The following is a 21,780-nucleotide window of genomic DNA, read 5'->3' as shown; positions in this document are numbered from 1 at the left end:
CACCGGGGCTCAACAAAAACTTGCGATCAGGCCCAGGCGCGCTCGCGCTTGAGCTTGTCCTCGTAGGAGTCGATCGAGGCCTTCTTCTCCATGGTGAGGCCGATGTCGTCGAGGCCGTTGATCAGGCAGTGCTTGCGGAACGGGTCGATCTCGAACTTGACCTTGCCGCCGTCGGGGCCGCGGATCTCCTGGTTCGGCAGGTCGATCGTCAGCGTCGCGTTGGCACCGCGCTCGGCGTCGTCGAACAGCTTGTCGAGGTCCTCTTGGCTGACGCGGATCGGCAGAATGCCGTTCTTGAAGCAATTGTTGTAGAAGATGTCGCCGAACGAGGTCGAGATCACGCAGCGGATGCCGAAGTCGAGCAGCGCCCAGGGCGCGTGCTCGCGGCTGGAGCCGCAGCCGAAATTGTCGCCGGCGACCAGCACCTTCGCATTGCGATAGGCGGGCTGGTTGAGCACGAAATCCGGATTCTCGCTGCCGTCGTCCTTGTAGCGCTGCTCGGAGAAGAGCCCCTTGCCAAGGCCGGTGCGCTTGATGGTCTTGAGGTACTGCTTCGGAATGATCATGTCGGTGTCGACATTGATGATCTTCAGCGGCGCCGCGACGCCTTCCAGCGTGGTGAACTTGTCCATGGTTGCGCTTTCCCGCACGTGGTTCAGGGAACCGGCTATTTATCGCGATCGGGCCGGAAATCCTAGGCCGAATTCGGCAGATCTAATCTGCCTTAGGGGTTTGAAGCCGAACTGGCGCGGCATCGGGATTTCACCTCTCCCCGGCAGGGAGAGGTGGACCGAGAGCGTCCTACTCCGCCTTAGCCTCGATCGCGGCCATATCGTCGTCCGATAGACCAAAATGGTGGCCGATCTCGTGGATCAGGACGTGGCGGACGATGTGGCCGAGGCTTTCGTCGTGCTCGGCCCAATAGTCCAGGATCGGGCGGCGGTAGAGCCAGACCATGTTGGGCAGCCGCGCCACGTCGCCAAAGCTCTGCTGGGGCAGGCCGACGCCCTGGAACAGGCCGAGCAGGTCGAACTCGCTCTCGCATTGCATCTCGTCCAGGACTTCCTCGGTCGGGAAGTCCTCGACACGGACGATCACGCCCTCGCAAAGCTTGCGAAATTCCGCCGGCAGGCGCTCGAACACGTCGTGAGCCATCGCTTCCATTTCGGCCAGCGAAGGGGCTTTCAATTCCGTCCACATGAGCACCTCTTAGCGCGGGTTTCCCGCTGATGCATCTGGCTTTATAAGCGCGGCGAGGTTGACGGGCGCCGCCAAAACGGGGAGCGTGGGTCGTCAACGGGACGTTTCAGGGTGGGCGGAAAAATGCGAACGAAAACAGCGCTGACTCTACTGTGCATGGGGTTGTTTTCGCAGCTTTGCGTCGGCGCCGAGGCGCAGGCCGCCAGTTCCGAAATCCGGATGGCCCAACTGGTCTCGCCGGACGATGTCCCCCCGCTGCGCAAGCGGCCGCGCCTGCGCATCACGCCCTATTACAGCCCGGACGGCGTCTATCCCCGCTACAATCCCGGCCCCGACGCGGTCCGGGTCTGCAACGCCACCTATGTGCAGGAGTACCGGCCGAGCGGCACGGTGATCGTGCCGCGCGTGAGCTGCTACTGGCGCCGAGGTTGACCTCGCGGCGGCCTCGTGAGGGTGTGATGGCAAGATGGATCGCACTGGCAATTGCCGCCGCGCTCGCCGCCGGACTGCCTCGCGCGTCCGCCGCGCCAAGGGCGACCATCCCGGAGGCATCGGCGGGAATCGCGGTTTTCGATGCGCGACGACACGCGCGGACCTACGACATCGCACGGCCTGCCGTACGCCGCGATCCGCGCTACTACGCGCGCCCCGTCCATTATCGTCCCTATCCCTATGGCGTGCCCGCGCCGTTCATCTTCAGCTACGGGCCCTTCTGGTAAGGCGCCGTCTTGAACCGTCGGCTTTGGGATCGCGCGAGGCACGGCGTCGCAGCGCGGCGCCGTGCTTCGTTCATTCATGGCGCGTTCACATCGCTGTCCGCAACTTGATCCCGGGAGCGACCGCAATTGAACGGCAATGGCGCGGCTGAGATGTCGCAGCTCTGCCGTCCGGATTCAGGGAGGATTCCATGCTGAGAATGTTTGGCCGCCGGGCTGGCCCGATGCGCTTGCTTGGGCTTGCGGCCGCCGCGACGCTGATGCTGTCGGCCGGCAGCGTGCGTCGCGCTGAAGCGCTCACGTTGATCAATCCGGCCACGTCGCCCGCGGCGAAGGTCGCGACCGAGGATCTCGTCACGCAGGTTCGCCAGGGTGGGCATGGCGGACATCGTGGCGGCGGGCATTTTCACGGGGGCGGTTTTCGCGGCGGCGGCGGACATATCGGCCGCGGTTTCCATGGCGGCGGCTTCCGCGCCGCGCCGGCCTTTCACCACAGACATGTCGGCATCCATCGCCATGGCGGCTTTCGCTACGGCGGATATGGCGGGGTCCACCGGCACTGGGGCCATCATCGTCCCCACTTCGGCCATCGTCACTTCCACCGGCGCTACTATGTCGGCGGCTACTATCCCGCCTACCACTATCCGCGCCGCTGCCGGATCATCTGGACCTATGACGGCCCGCGCCGCGTCTGCCGCTGGCCGCGCTGGCACTATCCGTACCGGTACTATTGATGATGTGAGTTTTTGCTGGCGCCGCACTCGTCATGCCCGGGCATAGCCGTCCGAAGGACGGCGTCGCTTCCGCTCGCCTATGTCCCGGGCATCCACGAACTTTCCATGTGCGTCTAAGAACGTGGATGGCCGGGACAAGCCCGGCCATGACGGAGAGAATGGCTACAGCCAATCCTTCAGCTTCCACGATGCCGACGTCCAGCGCGTGAGGTTCTCCAGCTTCCACTGCCGAAACATCGCCGGTGGCCAGCGGCTGAGCTTGGAGGTCTCCTCGACCTCCGGCTTGGCGACGATGCGCAACGGCGCGCGTCGCCGGTGCTGGCGCGTGGCCTCGCTGATGAGATCGACATATTCCGGCTTGTTGGCCATGACGTGTCCTCGCGAAACCGTCGCGAGGACATCGTCGGCGCCGCCGATTAACGACGCTTTGCCGCGATCGCTACAATTGCAGGAACCAGCTCAGCGCCAGTCCCTGACGTCGACGAAGTGGCCTGCGATCGCCGCCGCCGCCGCCATCGCCGGCGACACCAGATGGGTGCGGCCCTTGAAACCCTGGCGGCCTTCGAAATTGCGGTTCGAGGTCGAGGCGCAGCGCTCTTCCGGCTTCAGCTTGTCCGGGTTCATGGCAAGGCACATCGAGCAGCCCGGCTCGCGCCATTCGAAACCGGCCTTGATGAAGATCTTGTCCAGGCCCTCGGCCTCGGCCTGCTCCTTCACGATGCCGGAGCCCGGCACGACCATGGCGTTGACGTTCGCCGAGACGGTCTTGCCTTCCGCGATCTTCGCTGCCGCGCGCAAATCCTCGATGCGGCCGTTGGTGCAGGAGCCGATGAAGACGCGATCGAGCTTGATGTCCGTGATCTTCGTTCCCGCGGTCAGGCCCATATACTTCAGCGCGCGATGCTTGGAGATGCGCTTGGCCTCGTCCGCGATCTTGTCGGGATCGGGCACGATACCGGTGACAGAAATCACGTCTTCAGGCGAGGTGCCCCAAGTCACGATCGGCGGCAGCTTTGCGGCATCGAGGCGCAGCTCGTGGTCGAAATGCGCGCCGTCATCGGAGCGCAACTTCTCCCAGTAGCGCATCGCCGCGTCCCAGGCCGCGCCCTTCGGAGCCTTCGGACGATCACGCAGGAAGTCGAACGCCTTTTGGTCGGGCGCAACTAGGCCGGCGCGCGCGCCGCCTTCGATCGACATGTTGCAGACCGTCATGCGGCCTTCCATCGAGAGCGCACGGATCGCTTCGCCGGCATATTCCAGCACGTAGCCGGTGCCGCCGGCGGTGCCGATCTCGCCGATGATGGCCAAGATAATATCCTTGCCCGTCACGCCATCAGGCAATTGGCCGTCGACGGTGACGCGCATGTTCTTCGCCTTCTTCTGGATCAGCGTCTGCGTCGCCAGCACGTGCTCGACCTCGCTCGTGCCGATGCCGTGGGCGAGCGCGCCGAACGCGCCATGCGTCGAGGTGTGGCTGTCACCGCAGACGATGGTGGTGCCGGGCAGGGTAAAGCCCTGCTCGGGGCCGATGACGTGGACGATGCCCTGACGCTTGTCGAACTCGTTGTAATATTCGATGCCGAATTCCTTGGCGTTCTCGGCGAGCGCCTTGATCTGCTCGATGCTTTCAGGATCGGGATTCGGCTTGGTGCGGTCGGTGGTCGGCACGTTGTGATCGACGACGGCGAGCGTCTTCTCCGGCGCGTGGACCTTGCGCCCCGTGGCGCGCAGGCCTTCGAACGCCTGCGGCGAGGTCACCTCGTGCACCAGATGGCGGTCGATGTAGAGCAGGCAGGTGCCGTCCTCGGCTTCGTGCACCAGATGGTCGTTCCAGATCTTGTCGTACAGGGTGGTCGGCTTGGACATGAGCTCGAGCTCCGAAGAATGTGTGTCAGCGATGAGCGCGGCAGAGCGCGCGGGCAACAAAATCGTCAGCGCAGCTTTTAGGCTGCGCGGCTAAGCTCTGACGTTGCCGAGGTCGCGAAGCGTCCGAAGAACCGGCCAGGCAGCCGCGAGCGATCGTCGATGACGATGCGCTGGATGCGGGCGAAGCTGGTCGGATCTGGAAACATTCTAGAAGCTATATAGCACGCGAAAGCTAAAGCGCGAGAGTTTCAGCTCGTCATTGCGAGCCACCGGGTCCGCGCGTAGCGCGGCCCGATGACAGGCTCCGTGAAGCAATCCAGAAATGCATCCGCGGAGACGGTCTGGATTGCTTCGTCGCAAGGGCTCCTGGCAATGACAGCAGAGCCAACAAAAAAGCGCGGAGCCGAGCCCCGCGCTTTCGAAAGACTTGCGTGGTGACGAAAGCTTACTCGCCGACGGCGGCCTGGCGATCCTGCTTCTCGACGATGCGGGCCGACTTGCCGCGCAGGTTGCGGAGGTAATAGAGCTTGGCGCGACGCACCTTGCCGCGGCGCACCACCTTGATCGAGTCGATCATCGGGGAGAGCAGCGGGAACACGCGCTCGACGCCCTCGCCGTAGGAGATCTTGCGTACGGTGAAGCTCTCGTTGAGGCCACCGCCGGAACGGCCGATGCAGACGCCCTCATAGGCCTGCACGCGGGTGCGGTCGCCTTCGACCACCTTCACGTTGACGATCACGGTGTCGCCAGGGCCGAATTCCGGGATATCCTTGCCGGCGGACAGCTTGTCGAATTGCTCCTGCTCGAGCTGCTTGATCAGGTTCATGGGGTAATCTCCATCGGCGCGCCCAGCCCTGGAAACGGGGGGCTGCGCAAAATTCATCTATCCAGCCATTGCGGATTTGGCCGCTCCTATAAGGCAAGCCGGAGCGTTTGTCACCCGTCTGTCTTGTTTTTTGGCGTTTTTTGGCCGCTCCCCCGATTCGCGGCTTTTTCCCACAAATCCGGGCGCCGGGCGGCCGTCAGGGCCTCGGATTCGGCCCGCCGCCACGCCGCCACCTTGGCGTGGTCGCCAGAGGTGAGGATGGCCGGGATCGGAACCCCCTCGAACAGCTGCGGGCGGGTGTATTGGGGGTACTCGAGCAGGCCGTCCGAAAAACTCTCCTCGGTTCCCGAGGCTTCCTTGCCCATCACCCCCGGGAGCAATCGGACGCAGGCGTCGAGCACGGCCATGGCTGCGATTTCGCCCCCGGACAGCACGTAATCCCCGATCGAGACCTCCTCCAGGCCGCGCGCGTCAATCACCCGCTGGTCCACCCCCTCGAATCGCCCGCAGACGATCAGGGGGCCGGGGCCCTCGGCGAGCTCGGTGACGCGCGCCTGAGTCAACGGCCGACCCCGGGGGCTCATGAGCAGGCGGGGACGCTCAGGCCCGGTCCCGGCGGCATCGATCGCCGCGGCCAGGAGGTCCGCCCGAAGCACCATGCCCGGGCCACCGCCGGCCGGCGTGTCGTCGACGCTGCGGTGGCGGTCGGTCGCGGACGCCCGGATGTCGCGAGCCTCGATCTGCCAGAGTCCGGACGCGAGCGCCCGGCCGGCGAGGCTCACGCCGAGCGGCCCCGGAAACATCTCCGGAAACAGCGTCAGCACCGTCGCGCGCCAGGGTGAGGGATTGGTCATTGCATCCTAATCTCGTCGTCCCGGGGCGCGCGAAGCGCGAGCCCGGGACCCATAACCACCGCAGCCCGTTTTGCGATAGCTGGAGCGATCAGCTTAGCGAAAAATTCCGGCCTGTGGTTATCGGTCCCGGCCTTCGGCGGCATTGGGAGGAGGAGCATCGTCCCGATCGCCCTCGATCTCCTGCGGCAGCGCGATCACGACGCGGCCGCCTTTGAGGTCGACATCCGGCACCACCGCGTTGGAGAACGGCAGCAGCATCGTCGGGCCCTTGAGCGGCGCGATCTCGATGATGTCGCCGGCGCCGAAATTATGGATCGCGAGCACGCGACCGAGCGCATCGCCATCAGTTGTGACGGCGGCGAGCCCGATCAAATCGGTGTGGTAATATTCGTCCTCATCGGTCGCAGGCAGCTTGTCGCGCGCGACATAGAGCTCGATGCCGTTGAGGCGCTCGGCCTCATCGCGGGTCGCGACGCCCTTGAACGTCGCGACCAGATGGTCCTTCGCCTCGCGCACCTGCGCGATTTCGAACTGGCGTCTGCCGTCCTTGGTCGACAGCGGACCGTAGCGGCGGACGGCGAAGGGATCCTCGGTGAAGGTCCACAGCTTGACCGCACCGCGCACACCATGCGCGGCGCCGATCCGCGCGACGCAGACCAGCGCCGACATGATCCGGCCTTACGCCTTCGCGGCGGCTTCGGCCTGCGCCTTGCGCTCCTTGCGCGGCACGGCCTTCTCAGGGTTGTTGCGCGCCTCGCGCTTCTTGACGCCGGCGGCGTCGAGGAAACGCGCGACGCGATCCGACGGCTGCGCGCCCTTGGCGAGCCAGGCCTTCACCTTGTCCATGTCGAGCTTGAGGCGGGTCTCGTTGTCCTTCGGCAGCAGCGGATTGAAATGGCCGAGACGCTCGATGAAGCGGCCATCGCGCGGAAAGCGCGAATCGGCGACGACGACGTGATAGACGGGACGCTTCTTGGTGCCTGCACGGGCGAGGCGGATAACGACGGACATTCAGTTCTCCTTGAAAGTGTGGTTTGCAAAGTACGTTTTGTTCGGTTGATTGGTATTTCCGCGCCGCGCGAGATGCTGATGATCCCGTGCGACGAATTCCTCATTTCTTCTTGCCGGGAAAGCCGCCGAGCCCGGGCAGGGTCGGCTTGCCGCTGAGGCCCGTAAGTCCCGGCAAATTCGGTAGGCCCGAGCGAAGACCGGGCGGCAGATCCTTCGGCAGATTCGGCAGGCCTTGTCCGCCGCCCGCGCCTTGCATCTTCTCTTGCAGCGCCTTCATCTCTTCGGGCGAGGGCATCTTCATGCCGCCGCCAAAGCCCATCGCCTGCGCGATGCCTGCGAGCGGGCCGCGCTTGCCCGAGCCCATGGCCTTCATCACGTCGGCCATGTTCCGGTGCATCTTCAGCAGCTTGTTGACGTGCTCGACGCTCTGGCCGCTGCCGGCCGCGATGCGCTTCTTGCGGCTGGCTTTCAACAGGTCAGGATGACGGCGCTCCTCGCGCGTCATGGAATCGATGATCGCGACCTGGCGCTTCAGGATCTTGTCGTCGATGCCGGCGGCCGCGATCTGGTTCTTCATCTTGGAGATGCCGGGCATCATGCCCATCAGCCCACTGATGCCGCCCATATTGGCCATCTGCAGCAGCTGCTCGCGCATGTCGTTGAGGTCGAACTGACCCTTGCGCATGCGCTCGGCGGTGCGCGCGGCCTTTTCGGCGTCGATATTGGCGGCGGCGCGCTCGACCAGCGAGACCACGTCGCCCATGCCGAGGATGCGGCCGGCGATACGATCGGGGTGGAAGTCCTCCAGCGCGTCGGTCTTTTCGCCGGTGCCGATCAGCTTGATCGGCTTGCCGGTGACGGCGCGCATCGACAGCGCGGCGCCGCCGCGGCCGTCGCCGTCAACGCGTGTGAGCACGATGCCGGTGAGGCCGACGCGCTGGTCGAACGAGCGCGCGAGGTTCACGGCGTCCTGGCCGGTGAGCGAGTCCGCCACCAGCAGCACCTCGTGCGGATTGGCCGCGGCTTTGATCGCGGCCGCTTCCGCCATCATCTCTTGGTCGAGCGTGGTGCGGCCGGCGGTGTCGAGCAGCACGATGTCGTAGCCGCCGAGCTTGCCGGCTTCCAGCGCGCGTTTTGCAATTTGCGGCGGCTGCTGTCCCGCCACGATTGGCAAAGTGGGAATATCGAGGTCGCGGCCGAGCACGGCCAGCTGCTCCATCGCCGCCGGACGGTAGACGTCGAGCGAGGCCATCAGCACCTTGCGCTTGTCGCGCTGGACCAGACGGCGGGCGAGCTTTGCGGTGGTGGTGGTCTTGCCGGAGCCCTGCAGGCCGACCATCATGATCGGCACCGGCGGCACGGAATTGACGTCGATGGTCTGGCCTTCGCTGCCGAGTGTGTTGACCAGCTCGTCATGGACGATCTTGACCACCATCTGGCCGGGGGTGACCGACTTGACGACGGTTGCGCCGATCGCCTGCTCGCGCACGCGCTCGGTGAAGCTGCGGACCACTTCGAGCGCGACGTCGGCCTCCAGCAGCGCGCGGCGCACCTCGCGCATCGCGGCGTCGACGTCCTTTTCGGTCAGCGCACCGCGCCCCGTCAGACGATCGAGAATGCCACCAAGCCGTTCCGACAGATTGTCGAACAATGCCCTTGTCCTGTTGCTGTCTTCCCGACGGGAAGAGCGCTCCGTTACTCACCGCTGTCATGCCCCGGCTTGACCGGGGCATCCAGTACGCCGCGGCACCTCGGTTCCAGCCGAGCCGCCCCTGGAATACTGGATCGCCTGATCAAGTCGGGCGATGACCACTTCCTTGGATAAGCGATCTTCCAAACACCTTTGCGCCCGAGGGCGCACAGCGCTGTCGGGCGTTGACCTCCGGCCCTAAGGCCGGTCGGCGGGTCGAAAAGAAAGCCTTTCCGAGAAAGTGGCGGGGTTAAACGCCGCTCCCGCTCAAAAGTCAAGGAAAGTTAGGGTGTCGGCCCGCCCTTGGTAAGCCAAGGTTTTGAAAACGTGATCCTTTTGTCGCAGGTTCCTTTTCCGCCAGCCCCGCCCATATAGGCGGTGATGTCTTATCCCTCCGACCATCGCTAGAAGCCCGCCGTGCGAGTCACCCGCCGCCGCCTTTTCGGATTGCTTGCCGGAGCCGGTGCGCTGGTCGGCGTCTCCTCCCTCTGGATGTCCCGCATGAAAACCTATGACGGTCCCGCCTCCGACCATTTCGACGGCATGACCTTCTTCGATCCGGACGGGTCGCCGCCGAAATCGCTGCGCGAGGTGCTGCGCTGGCAGCTCGGCGGCAAGCGGCAGCGGGCGACCTGGCCGGATTGGGCGCCGAGCCCCCATGCCGACACCCCGCCGGCGCGTGTCGATGGCGACAAGGTGCGGCTCTCCTTCGTCGGTCACGCCAGCTGGCTGATCCAGGCCGGGGGCCTCAACATCCTGGTCGATCCGGTCTGGTCCGAGCGGGTCTCGCCGGTCGCCTTCGCCGGGCCGAAGCGGCACAACGACCCGGGTATTGCCTTCGAGAAGCTGCCGAAGATCGACGTCGTGCTGGTCTCGCACGGCCACTACGACCATCTCGACATCGCGACGCTGTCGCGGCTCACCAAGAATTTCGCCCCGCGCGTGGTCACCCCGCTCGGCAACGACGTCACCATGCGCAGCTGGGATTCCACGATCAAGGTCGAAGCGTTCGATTGGCACGATCGCGTCGAGCTCGGCGAAGGCGTCGCGGTGCATCTGGTGCCGACAAGGCACTGGACCGCGCGCGGCCTGTTCGACCGCAACAAGGCGCTGTGGGCGAGCTTTGTCCTGGAGACGCCGGCCGGGAAGATCTACGTGGTCTGCGATTCCGGCTATGGCGATGGCCGCCATTTCCGCCGCGTCGCCGAGAAGCACGGCAAGCTGCGCCTCGCCATCCTCCCGATCGGCGCCTACGAGCCGCGCTGGTTCATGCGCGACCAGCACATGAACCCGGAAGACGCCGTGAAGGCGCTGGCCGATTGCGGCGCCGAGCAAGCGCTCGGCCATCATCACGGCACGTTCCAGCTGACGGACGAGGCCATCGATGCGCCGGCGAAAGCGCTGGTCGAAGCGCTCGCTGCAGCGAAGATCCCGCAGGAGCGGTTCGTGGCGATGCTGCCGGGGCAGGTGGTGGAGATTTAGGTCTCGCCAAGCATACCGCTCGTGCCCCGGACGCAGCGCAGCACGTCAGTGATGCGCTGCAGAGCCGGGGCCCATGTCGCCGAACCGTGCAATTTTCTGGGTCCCGGCTCTGCGCAGCGTCACTGCGTGCCGCAGCGCGTCCGGGACACGGGACTTACTGCCCCTGCTTGATCGCCCAGCTCACATTCACTGTCACCGTCAGCGTCTCCTCGCCCGGTGCGACTGCGGCCTGTGGGGCTGCGGCCATCCGTTCGGCCATGCGGCCCTTGAACAGCGGCACCGGGCCGCCGCCCTCGGTGACGCTGAGCGGCGCGCCCAGCGTCACGCCGGCCGCCTTGGCGTAAATCTCCGCCTTGCGCCGCGCATCCGCCACAGCCTGTTCGCGCGCATCATCGAGCAGCTTTGACGCCTGCGTCACCTCGAAGGAGATGTTGCCGATGTCGTTGGCGCCGGCGCTGACCAGCGTATCGATGATGCCGGCCACCTTGGTCACGTCGCGGATCTTGACGGTGACGCGGTTGCTCGCGCGGAAGCCGACGACTGGCGAGGCGCCGGTGGATTTGTTCTGGCCGTATTGCGGCTGCAGCGACAGCCGCGAGGTCTGGTAGTCCTTCTCGGCGATGCCTGCGCTCTTCAGCGCCAGCAGCACCTTGCCCATCGCGGCGTTGTTGGCATCGGAAGCCTCTTTCGCTGTCTTGGCGTCGTTGGCGACGCCGGCATCGATTTGCGCGAGATCCGGCGCCGCGGACACGGAGGCTTCGCCGCTCACCGAGATCGCGGAGGGAAAATCCTCGGCGCGCGCGGGCGCGGCGAGCAGTGTGGTGGCGAGGACGGCGGCAAGTAGGGCAGGCTTTTTCATCAGTCTCACTTCAGTGGCACGAAAACATTGATCACGAGCTTGTCCTCGGAGGTCTTTAGGGGATCGGTGAGGTACTCCTCGATAAAGGTGTCCTTGGCTTCCAGCCTCTTGTCGTCGAGATGATTGGTGATCGCCTCATACGTATTGTCCATGTTGTCGTAGGAGCCGCGATGGACGAATTTCAGCGCCTTGCCTTCTGGCGATTTGCCGATGCTCAAGTCCTTGGACAGGTTCTTCGGGTCCTGATCGACCGGGATCTGGGCAAGAAAGGTGAAGCCGGTATCGTCCGTCGAGGTGTAGACGATCATCGAATTGCCCGATGGCTTGATGCCCTGCTTGTCGAGCAGCGTGTTCAACGCCTTGAAGGCGTCGATCAGCGTGTCGAAGGCGGAGTCCCAATTGGCGGTGCCCTTGACCATCACGACCTTTTTCGACTCGAGCGTGGTCTCGAGGCCAAAGGGATCGGCGGTCTGAACCGGGGCGGGGGTCGCGGCGGCGGCCGGCGGCGGGCTGGGCGAGGCGCTGGCGGCGGGCGCTGGCGATGCTGCAGGAGCGGGTGAGGCGCTCGCCGCAGGCGAGGGGGTGGCCGCGGGGGCGGGCGAGGCACTTGCAGCCGGGGCGGGCGAAGCCGACGGGGCCGGCGAGGGACTTGCCGATGCGGCCGGCGCCGGGCTCGCGGTCTGCGCCAGAGCGCCTGACAGCCCATGCGACAAGGCCGCAGCCGGGATCAGCGCGGCCAAAGCGAGGCGACGAAAAGTGTTCATTTTATTCTCCCCGAGGCCCGCTTCGTCGGGGCCTCAATTCATCAAGGCCTTACCCACCAAGGCCTTAACCCGGCCGCGCGTCCCGGTTCGCGCGAACCGCGCCGTTCTAACACGCGAGCGCCGAATTCGTCCCATGACAGATGCGTCATGGCAGGCACCTTGCCCGATGTGCCGGCTCGGGTGGCAAATCACTGGCCAAGCGGCCGAGGATCGCCATATAAGGCAGGCGAAATTCGGGAATTTTCATGAGCGCGCTGGCCAACCACGCATTTGCCAAGATGAACGGCATCGGCAACGAGATCGTCGTTGTCGACTTGCGCGATTCGGCGGCCAAGGTCACGCCGGACGATGCCCGCGCCGTCGCGTCCGCGAACGGCGGCGTGGCTTACGACCAGCTCATGGTGCTCTCGAGGCCGCGGCTCGACGGCACCGAGGCCTTCATCAGCATCTACAACAACGACGGCTCGGAGGCCGGTGCCTGCGGCAACGGCATGCGCTGCGTCGTGCGCCGCATCTTCGAGAAGACCGGGCAGACCACCGCGACCTTCGAGACGGCCGCCGGCCTGCTCAATGCCTGGCAGGGTCCGGCGCCCGACCTCTACACAGTGGATATGGGCGCGCCGAAATTCGGCTGGCAGGACATTCCGCTGGCGGAAGAGTTTCGCGACACCCGCTACATCGAATTGCAGATCGGGCCGATCGACAATCCCATTCTGCATTCGCCCTCAGTGGTGAGCATGGGCAATCCGCACGCGGTGTTCTGGGTCGACGACGTCAACGCCTACGATCTGGGCCGCTTCGGTCCGCTCTTGGAAAACCATCCGATCTTCCCCGAGCGCGCCAACATCACGCTCGCCCATATCGTCGATCGCGAGCACATCACGATCCGCACCTGGGAGCGCGGCGCCGGCCTGACCAAGGCGTGCGGGTCGGCGGCCTGTGCCACGGCGGTCGCCGCCGCGCGGCTGAAGCGCGCCGAGCGCAAGGTCGAGATCACCTTGCCCGGCGGCAAGCTCGGCATCGAATGGCGCGAGCGCGACGATCACGTGCTGATGACGGGCACCGCGACCTTCGAATATGAGGGCAGCTTCGATCCGGCGCTGTTCGCGCCGGTCGCCTGATGGCCGTCGACATCGTCACCTTCGGCTGCCGCCTCAACGCCTTCGAGGCCGAGGTGATCCGCAGCAAAGCGGAAGCCGCGGGTCTTTCCGACACCATCGTCATCAACAGTTGCGCCGTCACCAACGAGGCGGTGGCGCAGGCGCGCCAGTCGATCCGCAAGCTGAAGCGCGAGCGCCCCGAGGCGCGCATCGTCGTCACCGGCTGCGCGGCGCAGACGCAGGCTGCGATGTTCGCCGACATGGCCGAGGTCGACCGCGTCGTCGGCAATGACGACAAGATGCGCGGCGCGGCGTGGCGGGAGACGCGCCACGCTTTCGATCTTGGCGCCAGCGAGAAGATCGCCGTCAGCGACATCATGGGCGTGAAGGAGATGGCACCGCATCTCGTCGATGGCTATGCGAGCGGCCTGCCGCGCGTGTTCGTGCAGGTGCAGAACGGTTGCGATCATCGCTGCACCTTCTGCATCATCCCGTTCGGCCGCGGCAATTCGCGCTCGGTGCCGATGGGCGCGGTGGTCGAGCAGGTGCGCACCCTGGTCGAGCGCGGCCATGCCGAGATCGTGCTGACCGGCGTCGATCTCACCAGCTATGGTGCGGACCTGCCCGGCGCGCCCAGGCTCGGCAGGCTGACCAAGCAGATCCTGCGCCATGTGCCCGAGCTCAAGCGCCTGCGCATCTCCTCGATCGATTCGATCGAGGCGGATGACGACCTGCTCGATGCCATCGCGGAGGATGCGCGCCTGATGCCGCACCTGCACCTGTCGCTGCAGTCGGGCGATGACATGATCCTGAAGCGCATGAAGCGGCGGCATTCGCGGCAGGATGCGATTGGCTTCTGCGAGCAGGTCCGCCGCCTGCGCCCCGATGTCGTCTTCGGCGCCGACATCATCGCGGGCTTCCCGACCGAGACCGAGCACATGTTCTCGCGCTCGCTCGACCTCGTCGAGCAATGCGGCCTGACCTTCCTGCACGTCTTCCCTTATTCGCCGCGGCCCGGCACGCCGGCCGCGCGGATGCCGCAGGTGGCGGGGCCGGTCATTAAAGAGCGTGCGAAGCGGCTGCGCGCGGTAGGAGAGGCGGCGCTGCAGCAGCGCCTGCAAGCCGAGATCGGCACGATGCGCGAGGTGCTGATCGAGAGCGAGGGGCAGGGCCGCACGGAGCATTATCTGCCGGTGGCGATTGCGGGCGAGCGGGTGGGAAGCATCGTGCCACGATTGATTGCCGGCGTTGATGGCGAGCGGCTCACCACATAGTCGGTGTCGTCGCCCGGCTTGACCGGGCGCCCCAGTACACCGCGGCTTATCCGTACCCACCAACGTCTCTGGAATACTGGATCCCCCGCCTTCGCGGGGGATGACACCGTGGAGTGGTGCGCAGAGGACCTTAAAAAGTTTACGACGCCCTGACCTGCCAGAATCGCAGCGTCCGCTTGGCGTTCTCCGCCGTCATCCTCACAAAATGCCCCTGTGTCCTCGCGATGTCCGCGGGCTTCATCGCGCCTGTGGCGAAGCGGCATTCGAGCACGGCCTTGGTCGTTTCCCAGCTGAGCTGTGCGGCCTTGCACGGCACCAGCAGGCCGTCCTCGCGCAGACTCTGCATCAGCGGACGGATCACCTCGACCGTCGACCCCGACAACGCCGCCAGCGCCGCCACCGTCTCCTCATAGCGCCGCTGTCTGGCGAAGCCGAGCAACGTCGCCTCGTTGAGCTGGCCGGTAGCCTTCAGGCCGGCAATGGCGCGCTTGGCACCCTCGAAATCGCGCACCGCCGACATTTCGCGCTCGGCGCCGATGGTGACGGCGGCGATCGCGCTCTGGATCTCCTCGAACAGATGCGGCGGGGCGCGCGACAACAGGCGGGTGCGCACGGCGTCCGTCGCCGAGCGCAGCAATTGGCGACGCAGCTCCGAGGGCAAGTCGACGCGGACGCCGACGCTGACCGCGAGCTCCGGATCGCTTTCGGCCTGGCCGACGATGATGGCAAATCCCTTTGCGGAGACGCGGGCGCCGGGATTGGCGGCGAGCCGCCGGCTGACGTTGGAATAGCGGCGCGCCAGCAGCGCGTCGGTGACGATCTCCTTCAGCCACCAGCGGCCGGCGACCGCGAGCAGATGCGGCTCGCCCTTAGCTGATGCGATCTTCACCAGCTCGCCGTCATCGAGGCGCGCAGATTCCTGCAGCACGGGGCCGGCGATGCGGATCTCGTCATTGTTGGCGAGGCGGCGGATCACCGACGGCGGCGCCTGCGCGATCGGCGCCAGCTGCGCGCTGATCTCGGCCAGCGCCACGCGCGCTGCCACATCGGCGATGGCGCGCAGCTCGATGGTGCCGATCAGGCGCTCGAGCACGTCGTCGAACAGCGCGATCTGCTCGTCGTCGAAATTGCCGGCGGAGGAAAGGAACAGCTCGGTGACGCGCCTGGCCGTCTCCAGGCCCTTTTCCGGCGAGCCGATCCGCAGTGCGGATTCGACCTCGTCGATGATCGATAGCCCGTCCCTGGTCATCACGCGCGGCTCGTCCTGAGCGGTTACGGAAGCTTGTTCTAAGCAACCGTTATCATTAGAGGCGAGCGCTGAAGGTTTCGTAAACCATGGTCGGGATGCGGTCGTTGAGCGAGATGCCGCCACGAATGCGGTGCGCTCCCTCCCCCGCCTGCGGGGAGGGCTGGGGAGAGGGTGTCTCCACAACGGGACAATCCCCTAGAGGATAGAACCCTCACCCGCGCCTTCGGCGCGACCTCTCCCGCAAGCGGGAGCGGTGAACGGCACCTACTCCCCGTTCCACCCGCAGGCCCGAAGCTTCTCATGCATATGCGGCGGGGCCGGCGCCACGACGCGGACGGGCTCCTTGTTCCGGGAGATCGGCACCACGATCTCGCGCGAATGCAGGTGCAGGCGCGGCTCGCCGAAGCGCGGACCGTTGCCGTAAATGTTATCGCCGAAGATCGGCCAGCCGCTCGCGGCCGCATGTACCCGCAATTGATGGGTCCGGCCGGTCACCGGTTCCATGGCAAGCCAGGTGAAACCGTCGCCCCGGCCCATCACCTTCCAGTTCGTAATCGCCTTCTGGCCTTCGGGATCCGGTTTCTGCCACCAGCCGCGCTCGGCATTGAGCCGGCCGAGCGGCATGTCGATGGTGCCTTCATCCTCGGCAGGCCCGCCCTCGACCACGGTCCAGTACGTCTTGCCGATCTTGCCGTGCTTGAACAAAAGGCCCAGCGATGCCGTCGCCTTGCGGTGGCGGCCGAGCACGAGGCAGCCCGAGGTGTCCTTGTCCAGCCGGTGGGCCAGCACCGGCGGCCGCGGCAGGCCGAAACGCAGCGCATCGAAGCAATCCTCCAGATTAGGGCCGCCCTTCGGGCCGCGATGCACCGGCAGGCCGGCAGGCTTGTCGATGACCAGCATCAGGCCGTCGCGATGGAGCACGCGGGCCAAGATCTCATCGGCGGTCAATTGGGGAACATCGAGCAATCGCAGGACTTTCGGTCAAGGCTTTCGTTTACGGGCCGGAACGGCTAACACGCCACCATGAACGATACCACCTCCGAGACCCCCAAGCTGAGCTGGTGGCGCCGCCTGTCCAACGGGCTGAAGCGCACCTCGTCCTCGCTCGGGACCGCGGTCGCCGACCTCGTCACCAAGCGCAAGCTCGACCGCGCCATGCTCGACGACATCGAGGACGTGCTGCTGCGCGCCGACCTCGGCACGTCAGTCGCGGTGCGCATTGCCGATGCCGTCGGCACCGGCCGCTACGACAAGGCGATCTCGGCGGACGAGGTCAAGGACGTCGTCGCCACCGAGGTCGAGAAGGTGCTGTCGCCGGTGGCAAAACCGCTCGTGATCGATGCGGCCAAGAAGCCGTTCGTCATTCTCGTCGTCGGCGTCAACGGTTCCGGCAAGACCACCACGATCGGCAAGCTGTCGCAGAAATTCGCCTCCGAAGGCCGCAAGGTGATGCTGGCCGCCGGCGACACGTTTCGCGCCGCCGCCATCGAGCAGCTCAAGGTCTGGGGCGAGCGGACGAAGACGCCCGTCATCGCAGGTGCGCAGGGCTCGGATTCCGCAAGCCTCGCCTTCAACGCGCTCACCGCGGCGAAGGAGCAGGCGATTGACGTGCTGCTGATCGACACCGCCGGCCGCTTGCAGAACAAGGCCGAGCTGATGAACGAGCTCGAGAAGGTCGTGCGCGTGATCCGCAAGGTGGATGACACTGCGCCGCATGCCGTGCTGCTGGTGCTGGATGCGACCGTCGGCCAGAATGCGCTGTCGCAGGTCGAGGCCTTCCATCGCACCGCCGGGGTCACCGGCCTCGTGATGACCAAGCTCGACGGCACCGCGCGCGGCGGCATCCTGGTGGCGCTCGCGGAGAAGTTCAAGCTGCCGGTGCACTTCATCGGCGTCGGCGAAGGCGTCGACGATCTCGCGCCCTTCACCGCGCGCGACTTCGCCCGCGCCATCGCCGGAATCGAATAGCGTCATCCTTCGAGACGCCGCTTGCGCGGCTCCTCAGGATGAGGTCGTGCCACACATGAGGTCCTCATCCTGAGGAGACCGCGAAGCGGTCGTCTCGAAGGATGGGAGATACGGAAGAGAGAATGGACAAGACCCAGCCGCATCCGCTGTTCAAGCTCGCGACCGAGCTCGGTCCGCTGCTCGTGTTCTTCTTCGTCAACGCGAAGTTCAATCTGTTCGCGGCGACTGGCGCCTTCATGGTGGCCATCGCGGTCGCGATGGCCGCCTCCTACATTGTGACGCGCCACATCCCGATCATGGCGATCGTCACGGGCGTGATCGTGCTGGTGTTCGGCACGCTGACCCTGGTGCTGCACGACGAGACCTTCATCAAGGTCAAGCCGACCATCATCTACGGCCTGTTCGCCGCGATCCTCGGCGGCGGCCTGTTGTTCGGCCGCTCCTTCATCGCCGTCATGTTCGACCAGGTTTTCAACCTGACGCCGCAGGGCTGGCGCATCCTCACCTTGCGCTGGGCGCTGTTCTTCGCCGGAATGGCGGTGCTGAACGAGATCGTCTGGCGCACCCAGAGCACGGATTTCTGGGTGAACTTCAAGGTATTCGGCGTCACTCCGATCACGATGATCTTCGCCATCGCCCAGATGCCGCTGACCAAGCGCTATCATCTCGCTCCGGTCTCGCTGGAGAGAAGCGAGGCCGAGGCGGGGGATGTGAGCAAGGGATAGGCGAAGGACAGGCGAAGCGCCGCTCCACATACCGCTGTCATGCCCCGGCTTGACCGGGGCATCCAGTACGCCGCAGCTTCTCCGTATACGCTGGCGTCTCTGGAATACTGGATCGCCCGATCAAGTCGGGCGATGACAGTTGAGCGTGTGGTACGAGCGCGGCATCAGCTTCCTGCCTTCAGCGCCTTCTCCAGCTCCGGCATCAGCACGGCCTTGAGATTTTGCGGCGTGATCGGCCCGACCAGCTTGTAGACGATGGTGCCCTCGCGCCCGACGACGAAGGTCTCCGGCACGCCATAGACGCCCCATTCGATCGAGGCGCGGCCGTTGGCGTCCACGCCGACATGGCCGAACGGGTTGCCGTAGCGGCCGAGGAAGCGCCGCGCATTGTCGGCGGCGTCCTTGTAGTTGATGCCGACCAGCTGGAAGCGCTTGTCCTTTGCCATTTCGGTCAAAAGCGGCGCTTCGTCATGGCACGGCACGCACCAGGACGCCCAGACGTTGACGAGGCTGACCTTGCCCTTGAAGGCGGCGGGATCGAGTCCCGGCACCTGCGTGCCGTTGTCCTGCAGCCCCTGGAGCGGCGGCAGCACGGTCTGCGGTGCGGGCCGGCCGATCAGCGCCGAGGGAATCCGCGAGGGATCGCCGCTGCCGAGCCGGAACCAGAACAAAAGCGCCAGGCCGATGAAGACGATCAGCGGCAGCACCACCAGGAAGGTGCGGCGCTGCTGCGGAGCGGAGGCAGGTTGATCGCTCATCGCGGCTCCGTCGCGCTGCGGCCCGACCGGCGGGTGATGCCGCGCTGTTCCAGCTCGCGTAGGCGCTGCGTCTGGCTGCGATAATCGAGCATGACCCAGCCGATCAGGATCGCAACCACGAGGGCGACAGCTGCGTAAGACGCCACGATGAAAGAGGCATAAGGACCGAGCGACATCGTCATGCAGCCCCAGCTTCTTTTGACGCGTTTTCTACTCCGCTCGAGAACGCCATGCGACTGGCCTGCATCATCTGCAGCGAGCGGACACGGCGGCGCAAAATCTCGTTGCGCATCGCGGCCAGATGCAGCGTGACGAACAGCAGCGTGAAGGCGAGCGCCATCACCAGCAGCGGAATCAGGAACGACTTGTCCAGCGCCGAGCCGCCCATGCGCATCACCGAGGCGGGCTGGTGCAGCGTGTTCCACCAATCGACCGAGAACTTGATGATCGGCAGGTTGATCGCGCCGACCAGGGTCAGCACCGCGGCGGCGCGCGCCGCACGCGAGGGATCGTCGACGGCGCGCCACAGCGCCATCAGGCCCAGATACATCAGGAACAGGATCAGCACCGAGGTCAGCCGCGCGTCCCACTCCCAATAGGTGCCCCACATCGGCCGGCCCCAGAGCGAGCCCGTGAGCAACGCGAGGAAGGTGAAGGCGGCGCCGATCGGAGCTGCGGCCTTGGCGGCGACGTCGGCGAGCGGATGCCGCCACACCAGCGTGCCCAACGATGCGATGCTCATCACGCCCCACACGAACATCGACAGCCAGGCATTGGGCACGTGGACGAACATGATCTTGACGGTCGCGCCCTGCTGATAGTCGTCGGGCGCGAGCGCAGCTTGATAGAGACCGATCGTGAGCAGGATGATTGTCGCGGCCGCCAGCCACGGCAACATCCGCGCTGTCAGCGCGAGGAACCGCGTGGGGTTGGCGAGGTCGATCAGCGTCATGGTATCCTGATAATCACCGGGGGCCGCTCAGGCAATCAACACGAAAGCCCGTCGCGAAAGTTGATCGGGGTCAAGGTCGGCCCGGTCCATTTCAATCGAGACCATGCCGCAGGCTCGCTGCGGCCGCGAACGGGCCGATCACGAGGCTGACCAGCGACAGCGCGCACAGGATCGAGAACGGCGCGCCGAAGGTCATCGGGCCGACGATCACCGCCTGCGAGGCCGCAACCCCGAAAATCAGCACGGGAATTGACAGCGGCAGCACCAGCACCGCCATCAACAGCCCGCCGCGATGCAGCGTCACCGCCAGCGCCGCGCCGATCATGCCGGTGAAGGTCAGCGCCGGAGTGCCCGCTAGCAACGTCAGCGCCACCGCAGCCGTGGCGATCATGTCGAGGTTGAGCAACAGGCCGAGCACGGGGGTTGCGACAATCAGCGGCAGGCCGGCGGCGAGCCAATGCGCCAGCGCCTTGGCGGCGCAGGCGAGTTCCAGCGGCGTCCGGCTCATCGTGATCAGGTCGAGCGAGCCGTCCTCATGGTCGGCCATGAACAGCCGGTCGAGGGTCAGCAGGCTGGCTAGGAGGGCGCCGAGCCAGAGGATCGCAGGTCCCAGCCGCGACAGCAGCGCCAGATCCGGCCCGACCGCGAACGGCATCAGCACCACCACGGTCAGAAAGAACAAGACGCCAATCAAGGCTCCGCCGCCGACGCGGAGCGCGATGCGGATGTCCCGGCGGACGAGGGCGGCAAGGGCGGTCATGGGGGGCTCCCCTTGTGCCTCAAGAGCGGGAGAGGCAAGGGAGCCCGCGGCGGCGCCTGGGTGCCGGGCCCGAGATGGATCGCTGCGGCAAGCTGAAGGGAGTCAACGGAGCGGGCGGCGCCCGGCCGCTCGGAAAGCTGAGGGTCGGCTCGCATCACGCCACTCCCCCGATCCGCAGCTCCCGCGATTCGATCCCGAGCGGGGCATGCGTCGCCGCGACGATCATGCCGCCGGCGGCCAGATGCTCGCGCATCAGGCCCGCGAACATGTCCTGACCGGCGACATCAAGCGCATTGGTCGGCTCGTCCAAGAGCCAGACCGGGCGGCGGACGGTCAGCAGCCGCGCCAGCGACAGCCGGCGGCGCTGTCCCGCGGACAGGAATCCGGCGGGCAGATGGGTGGCGTGGTCGAGGCCCACCTTGGCGAGGCTCTCGGCCGCGTCGAAACGCTCCCCGCCGAGAAAATCGGCCCAAAACGCCAGGTTCTCGGCCACGCTCAGCGCCGGCTTCAGGGCATCGCGATGGCCCAGATAGTGGCACTGCTCCGCCAGGGTCAGCTCGCCATCGCCCCCCTTCAGCGTGATCGTCCCGCCGGCCGGAACGAGCAGGCCCGCGATCAGCCGCAGCAGCGAGGTCTTGCCTGATCCATTGCGCCCCATCACCGCGACGGCCTCGCCCGACCCGGCCGCGAAATCGAGCCCGGCGAACACCTCGCGCCCGCCCCGCACGCATCTCAGCCCGTGACCTGACAGCCGCATGTCGCCTTGGTTCAGTCCGTTCACAGCCGGGCCTCAGGAAATCTTGGGGTAGCGCATGGGAATTTTTGGCTCGCGAATTGCTGCGGCACGATAGTGGCTGTGGCGGCGCGGTTAGAAAGCTTCTATAAGCCCGGAACTACTTGATGCAGCAACTCAACCTGCCCCTGCAAGCGGCCCAGCCTGATGCGCTGACGGTGTTAAAATACCCTGCCGCGTATAACTAGCAATTGGGATC

26 protein-coding genes are annotated in these 21,780 nt (G+C 65.9%); 8 read left to right on the top strand and 18 right to left on the bottom strand.

The window, feature by feature from the left end; translation table 11 throughout:
* Positions 1-26: 26 nt before the first annotated feature.
* Both leuD and ABIA40_RS29765 read right to left on the bottom strand, forming a co-directional pair.
* On the bottom strand, positions 27-632 hold the full coding sequence (gene leuD, locus ABIA40_RS29770) for a 3-isopropylmalate dehydratase small subunit (RefSeq protein ID WP_027573022.1): 606 nt from the start codon (positions 630-632) through the stop codon (positions 27-29).
* Between the two features lie 169 nt (positions 633-801).
* Positions 802-1,200 (bottom strand): metallopeptidase family protein, encoded by a 399-nt coding sequence (locus ABIA40_RS29765; protein WP_157285946.1) that lies wholly within the window; start codon positions 1,198-1,200, stop codon positions 802-804.
* Positions 1,201-1,356: 156 nt separating this feature from the next.
* Between ABIA40_RS29765 and ABIA40_RS29760 the strand changes: the two genes are divergently transcribed.
* The 3 genes from ABIA40_RS29760 to ABIA40_RS29750 all read left to right on the top strand — a co-directional run bounded on the left by ABIA40_RS29760 (position 1,357) and on the right by ABIA40_RS29750 (position 2,650).
* On the top strand, positions 1,357-1,632 hold the full coding sequence (locus tag ABIA40_RS29760; protein WP_271543696.1) for a hypothetical protein: 276 nt from the start codon (positions 1,357-1,359) through the stop codon (positions 1,630-1,632).
* 26 nt (positions 1,633-1,658) lie between these two features.
* The gene (locus ABIA40_RS29755; RefSeq protein WP_404544774.1) at positions 1,659-1,919 is read left to right on the top strand and encodes a hypothetical protein; all 261 of its coding nucleotides are present in this window, start codon (positions 1,659-1,661) and stop codon (positions 1,917-1,919) included.
* Between the two features lie 188 nt (positions 1,920-2,107).
* Complete coding sequence (locus tag ABIA40_RS29750) at positions 2,108-2,650, top strand: hypothetical protein (RefSeq protein WP_404544772.1); 543 nt, start codon at positions 2,108-2,110, stop codon at positions 2,648-2,650.
* 162 nt (positions 2,651-2,812) lie between these two features.
* Here the strand turns inward: ABIA40_RS29750 and ABIA40_RS29745 are convergent, their stop codons facing one another.
* The 7 genes from ABIA40_RS29745 to ffh all read right to left on the bottom strand — a co-directional run bounded on the left by ABIA40_RS29745 (position 2,813) and on the right by ffh (position 8,858).
* Entirely contained in the window at positions 2,813-3,019 is a 207-nt protein-coding gene (locus ABIA40_RS29745) for a hypothetical protein (RefSeq protein ID WP_404544770.1), read from the bottom strand.
* Positions 3,020-3,109: 90 nt separating this feature from the next.
* Positions 3,110-4,516: a 3-isopropylmalate dehydratase large subunit gene (gene leuC, locus ABIA40_RS29740; protein ID WP_275500544.1), complete on the bottom strand. Its 1,407-nt coding sequence runs from the start codon at positions 4,514-4,516 to the stop codon at positions 3,110-3,112.
* Between the two features lie 445 nt (positions 4,517-4,961).
* Entirely contained in the window at positions 4,962-5,342 is a 381-nt protein-coding gene (gene rplS / locus ABIA40_RS29735) for a 50S ribosomal protein L19 (protein ID WP_212431686.1), read from the bottom strand.
* A 110-nt stretch (positions 5,343-5,452) separates the two neighbouring features.
* Positions 5,453-6,196 carry a tRNA (guanosine(37)-N1)-methyltransferase TrmD gene (gene trmD / locus ABIA40_RS29730; protein ID WP_404544767.1) on the bottom strand — a complete coding sequence of 248 codons (744 nt, stop codon included), beginning with the start codon at positions 6,194-6,196 and terminating at the stop codon, positions 5,453-5,455.
* A 117-nt stretch (positions 6,197-6,313) separates the two neighbouring features.
* The gene (gene rimM / locus ABIA40_RS29725; RefSeq protein ID WP_404546397.1) at positions 6,314-6,868 is read right to left on the bottom strand and encodes a ribosome maturation factor RimM; all 555 of its coding nucleotides are present in this window, start codon (positions 6,866-6,868) and stop codon (positions 6,314-6,316) included.
* 6 nt (positions 6,869-6,874) lie between these two features.
* Positions 6,875-7,207, bottom strand: coding sequence for a 30S ribosomal protein S16 (gene rpsP / locus ABIA40_RS29720; protein WP_025032875.1), 333 nt, complete (start codon positions 7,205-7,207; stop codon positions 6,875-6,877).
* 100 nt (positions 7,208-7,307) lie between these two features.
* Positions 7,308-8,858: a signal recognition particle protein gene (gene ffh, locus ABIA40_RS29715; protein WP_404544764.1), complete on the bottom strand. Its 1,551-nt coding sequence runs from the start codon at positions 8,856-8,858 to the stop codon at positions 7,308-7,310.
* 456 nt (positions 8,859-9,314) lie between these two features.
* Here ffh and ABIA40_RS29710 point away from each other — a divergent pair, with 456 nt between their 5' ends.
* On the top strand, positions 9,315-10,379 hold the full coding sequence (locus ABIA40_RS29710; RefSeq protein ID WP_404544763.1) for an MBL fold metallo-hydrolase: 1,065 nt from the start codon (positions 9,315-9,317) through the stop codon (positions 10,377-10,379).
* A 154-nt stretch (positions 10,380-10,533) separates the two neighbouring features.
* Here the strand turns inward: ABIA40_RS29710 and ABIA40_RS29705 are convergent, their stop codons facing one another.
* Both ABIA40_RS29705 and ABIA40_RS29700 read right to left on the bottom strand, forming a co-directional pair.
* The gene (locus ABIA40_RS29705) at positions 10,534-11,238 is read right to left on the bottom strand and encodes an SIMPL domain-containing protein (protein ID WP_404544761.1); all 705 of its coding nucleotides are present in this window, start codon (positions 11,236-11,238) and stop codon (positions 10,534-10,536) included.
* Positions 11,239-11,243: 5 nt separating this feature from the next.
* The gene (locus tag ABIA40_RS29700; protein ID WP_404544759.1) at positions 11,244-12,002 is read right to left on the bottom strand and encodes a GyrI-like domain-containing protein; all 759 of its coding nucleotides are present in this window, start codon (positions 12,000-12,002) and stop codon (positions 11,244-11,246) included.
* Positions 12,003-12,247: 245 nt separating this feature from the next.
* Between ABIA40_RS29700 and dapF the strand changes: the two genes are divergently transcribed.
* Both dapF and mtaB read left to right on the top strand, forming a co-directional pair.
* Positions 12,248-13,123, top strand: coding sequence for a diaminopimelate epimerase (gene dapF / locus ABIA40_RS29695; protein ID WP_057026575.1), 876 nt, complete (start codon positions 12,248-12,250; stop codon positions 13,121-13,123).
* Positions 13,123-14,376: a tRNA (N(6)-L-threonylcarbamoyladenosine(37)-C(2))-methylthiotransferase MtaB gene (gene mtaB, locus ABIA40_RS29690; RefSeq protein ID WP_404544757.1), complete on the top strand. Its 1,254-nt coding sequence runs from the start codon at positions 13,123-13,125 to the stop codon at positions 14,374-14,376. The genes dapF and mtaB overlap by 1 nt, the downstream gene beginning before the upstream one ends.
* Positions 14,377-14,515: 139 nt before the next feature.
* Here mtaB and ABIA40_RS29685 read toward each other — a convergent pair whose 3' ends face one another.
* A complete protein-coding gene (locus ABIA40_RS29685; RefSeq protein WP_404544755.1) occupies positions 14,516-15,625 on the bottom strand; it encodes a DUF2336 domain-containing protein in 1,110 nt (369 codons plus the stop codon).
* Between the two features lie 264 nt (positions 15,626-15,889).
* Entirely contained in the window at positions 15,890-16,591 is a 702-nt protein-coding gene (locus ABIA40_RS29680) for an RluA family pseudouridine synthase (protein WP_198399943.1), read from the bottom strand.
* Positions 16,592-16,648: 57 nt separating this feature from the next.
* On the opposite strand from ABIA40_RS29680, the gene ftsY reads away from it, so the two are divergent.
* On the top strand, positions 16,649-17,593 hold the full coding sequence (ftsY, locus tag ABIA40_RS29675) for a signal recognition particle-docking protein FtsY (protein WP_128265185.1): 945 nt from the start codon (positions 16,649-16,651) through the stop codon (positions 17,591-17,593).
* Positions 17,594-17,715: 122 nt separating this feature from the next.
* Complete coding sequence (locus ABIA40_RS29670; protein WP_036008846.1) at positions 17,716-18,318, top strand: septation protein A; 603 nt, start codon at positions 17,716-17,718, stop codon at positions 18,316-18,318.
* A 164-nt stretch (positions 18,319-18,482) separates the two neighbouring features.
* On the opposite strand, the gene ABIA40_RS29665 is transcribed toward ABIA40_RS29670, so the two are convergent.
* From ABIA40_RS29665 to ccmA, 5 genes are all read right to left on the bottom strand, one after another.
* Positions 18,483-19,076 (bottom strand): DsbE family thiol:disulfide interchange protein, encoded by a 594-nt coding sequence (locus ABIA40_RS29665; protein ID WP_157286495.1) that lies wholly within the window; start codon positions 19,074-19,076, stop codon positions 18,483-18,485.
* On the bottom strand, positions 19,073-19,258 hold the full coding sequence (gene ccmD / locus ABIA40_RS29660; RefSeq protein WP_036040763.1) for a heme exporter protein CcmD: 186 nt from the start codon (positions 19,256-19,258) through the stop codon (positions 19,073-19,075). The genes ABIA40_RS29665 and ccmD overlap by 4 nt, the downstream gene beginning before the upstream one ends.
* Positions 19,255-20,028, bottom strand: a complete 774-nt coding sequence (locus tag ABIA40_RS29655; RefSeq protein ID WP_275503070.1) for a heme ABC transporter permease — start codon at positions 20,026-20,028, stop codon at positions 19,255-19,257. Before ABIA40_RS29655 ends, ccmD begins: the two co-directional genes overlap by 4 nt.
* 91 nt (positions 20,029-20,119) lie before the next feature.
* Positions 20,120-20,788, bottom strand: a complete 669-nt coding sequence (ccmB, locus tag ABIA40_RS29650; protein WP_275503068.1) for a heme exporter protein CcmB — start codon at positions 20,786-20,788, stop codon at positions 20,120-20,122.
* Between the two features lie 154 nt (positions 20,789-20,942).
* Positions 20,943-21,545 (bottom strand): heme ABC exporter ATP-binding protein CcmA, encoded by a 603-nt coding sequence (gene ccmA, locus ABIA40_RS29645; RefSeq protein WP_404546395.1) that lies wholly within the window; start codon positions 21,543-21,545, stop codon positions 20,943-20,945.
* Positions 21,546-21,780 lie beyond the last annotated feature (235 nt).

Origin of the sequence: Bradyrhizobium sp. USDA 223, from assembly GCF_044909005.1 — a bacterium.
GTDB classification, from domain to species: Bacteria; Pseudomonadota; Alphaproteobacteria; order Rhizobiales; family Xanthobacteraceae; genus Bradyrhizobium; species Bradyrhizobium yuanmingense.
Note: the sequence above shows the minus strand (reverse complement) of the source record. Positions and strands in the feature narration are given on the sequence as shown.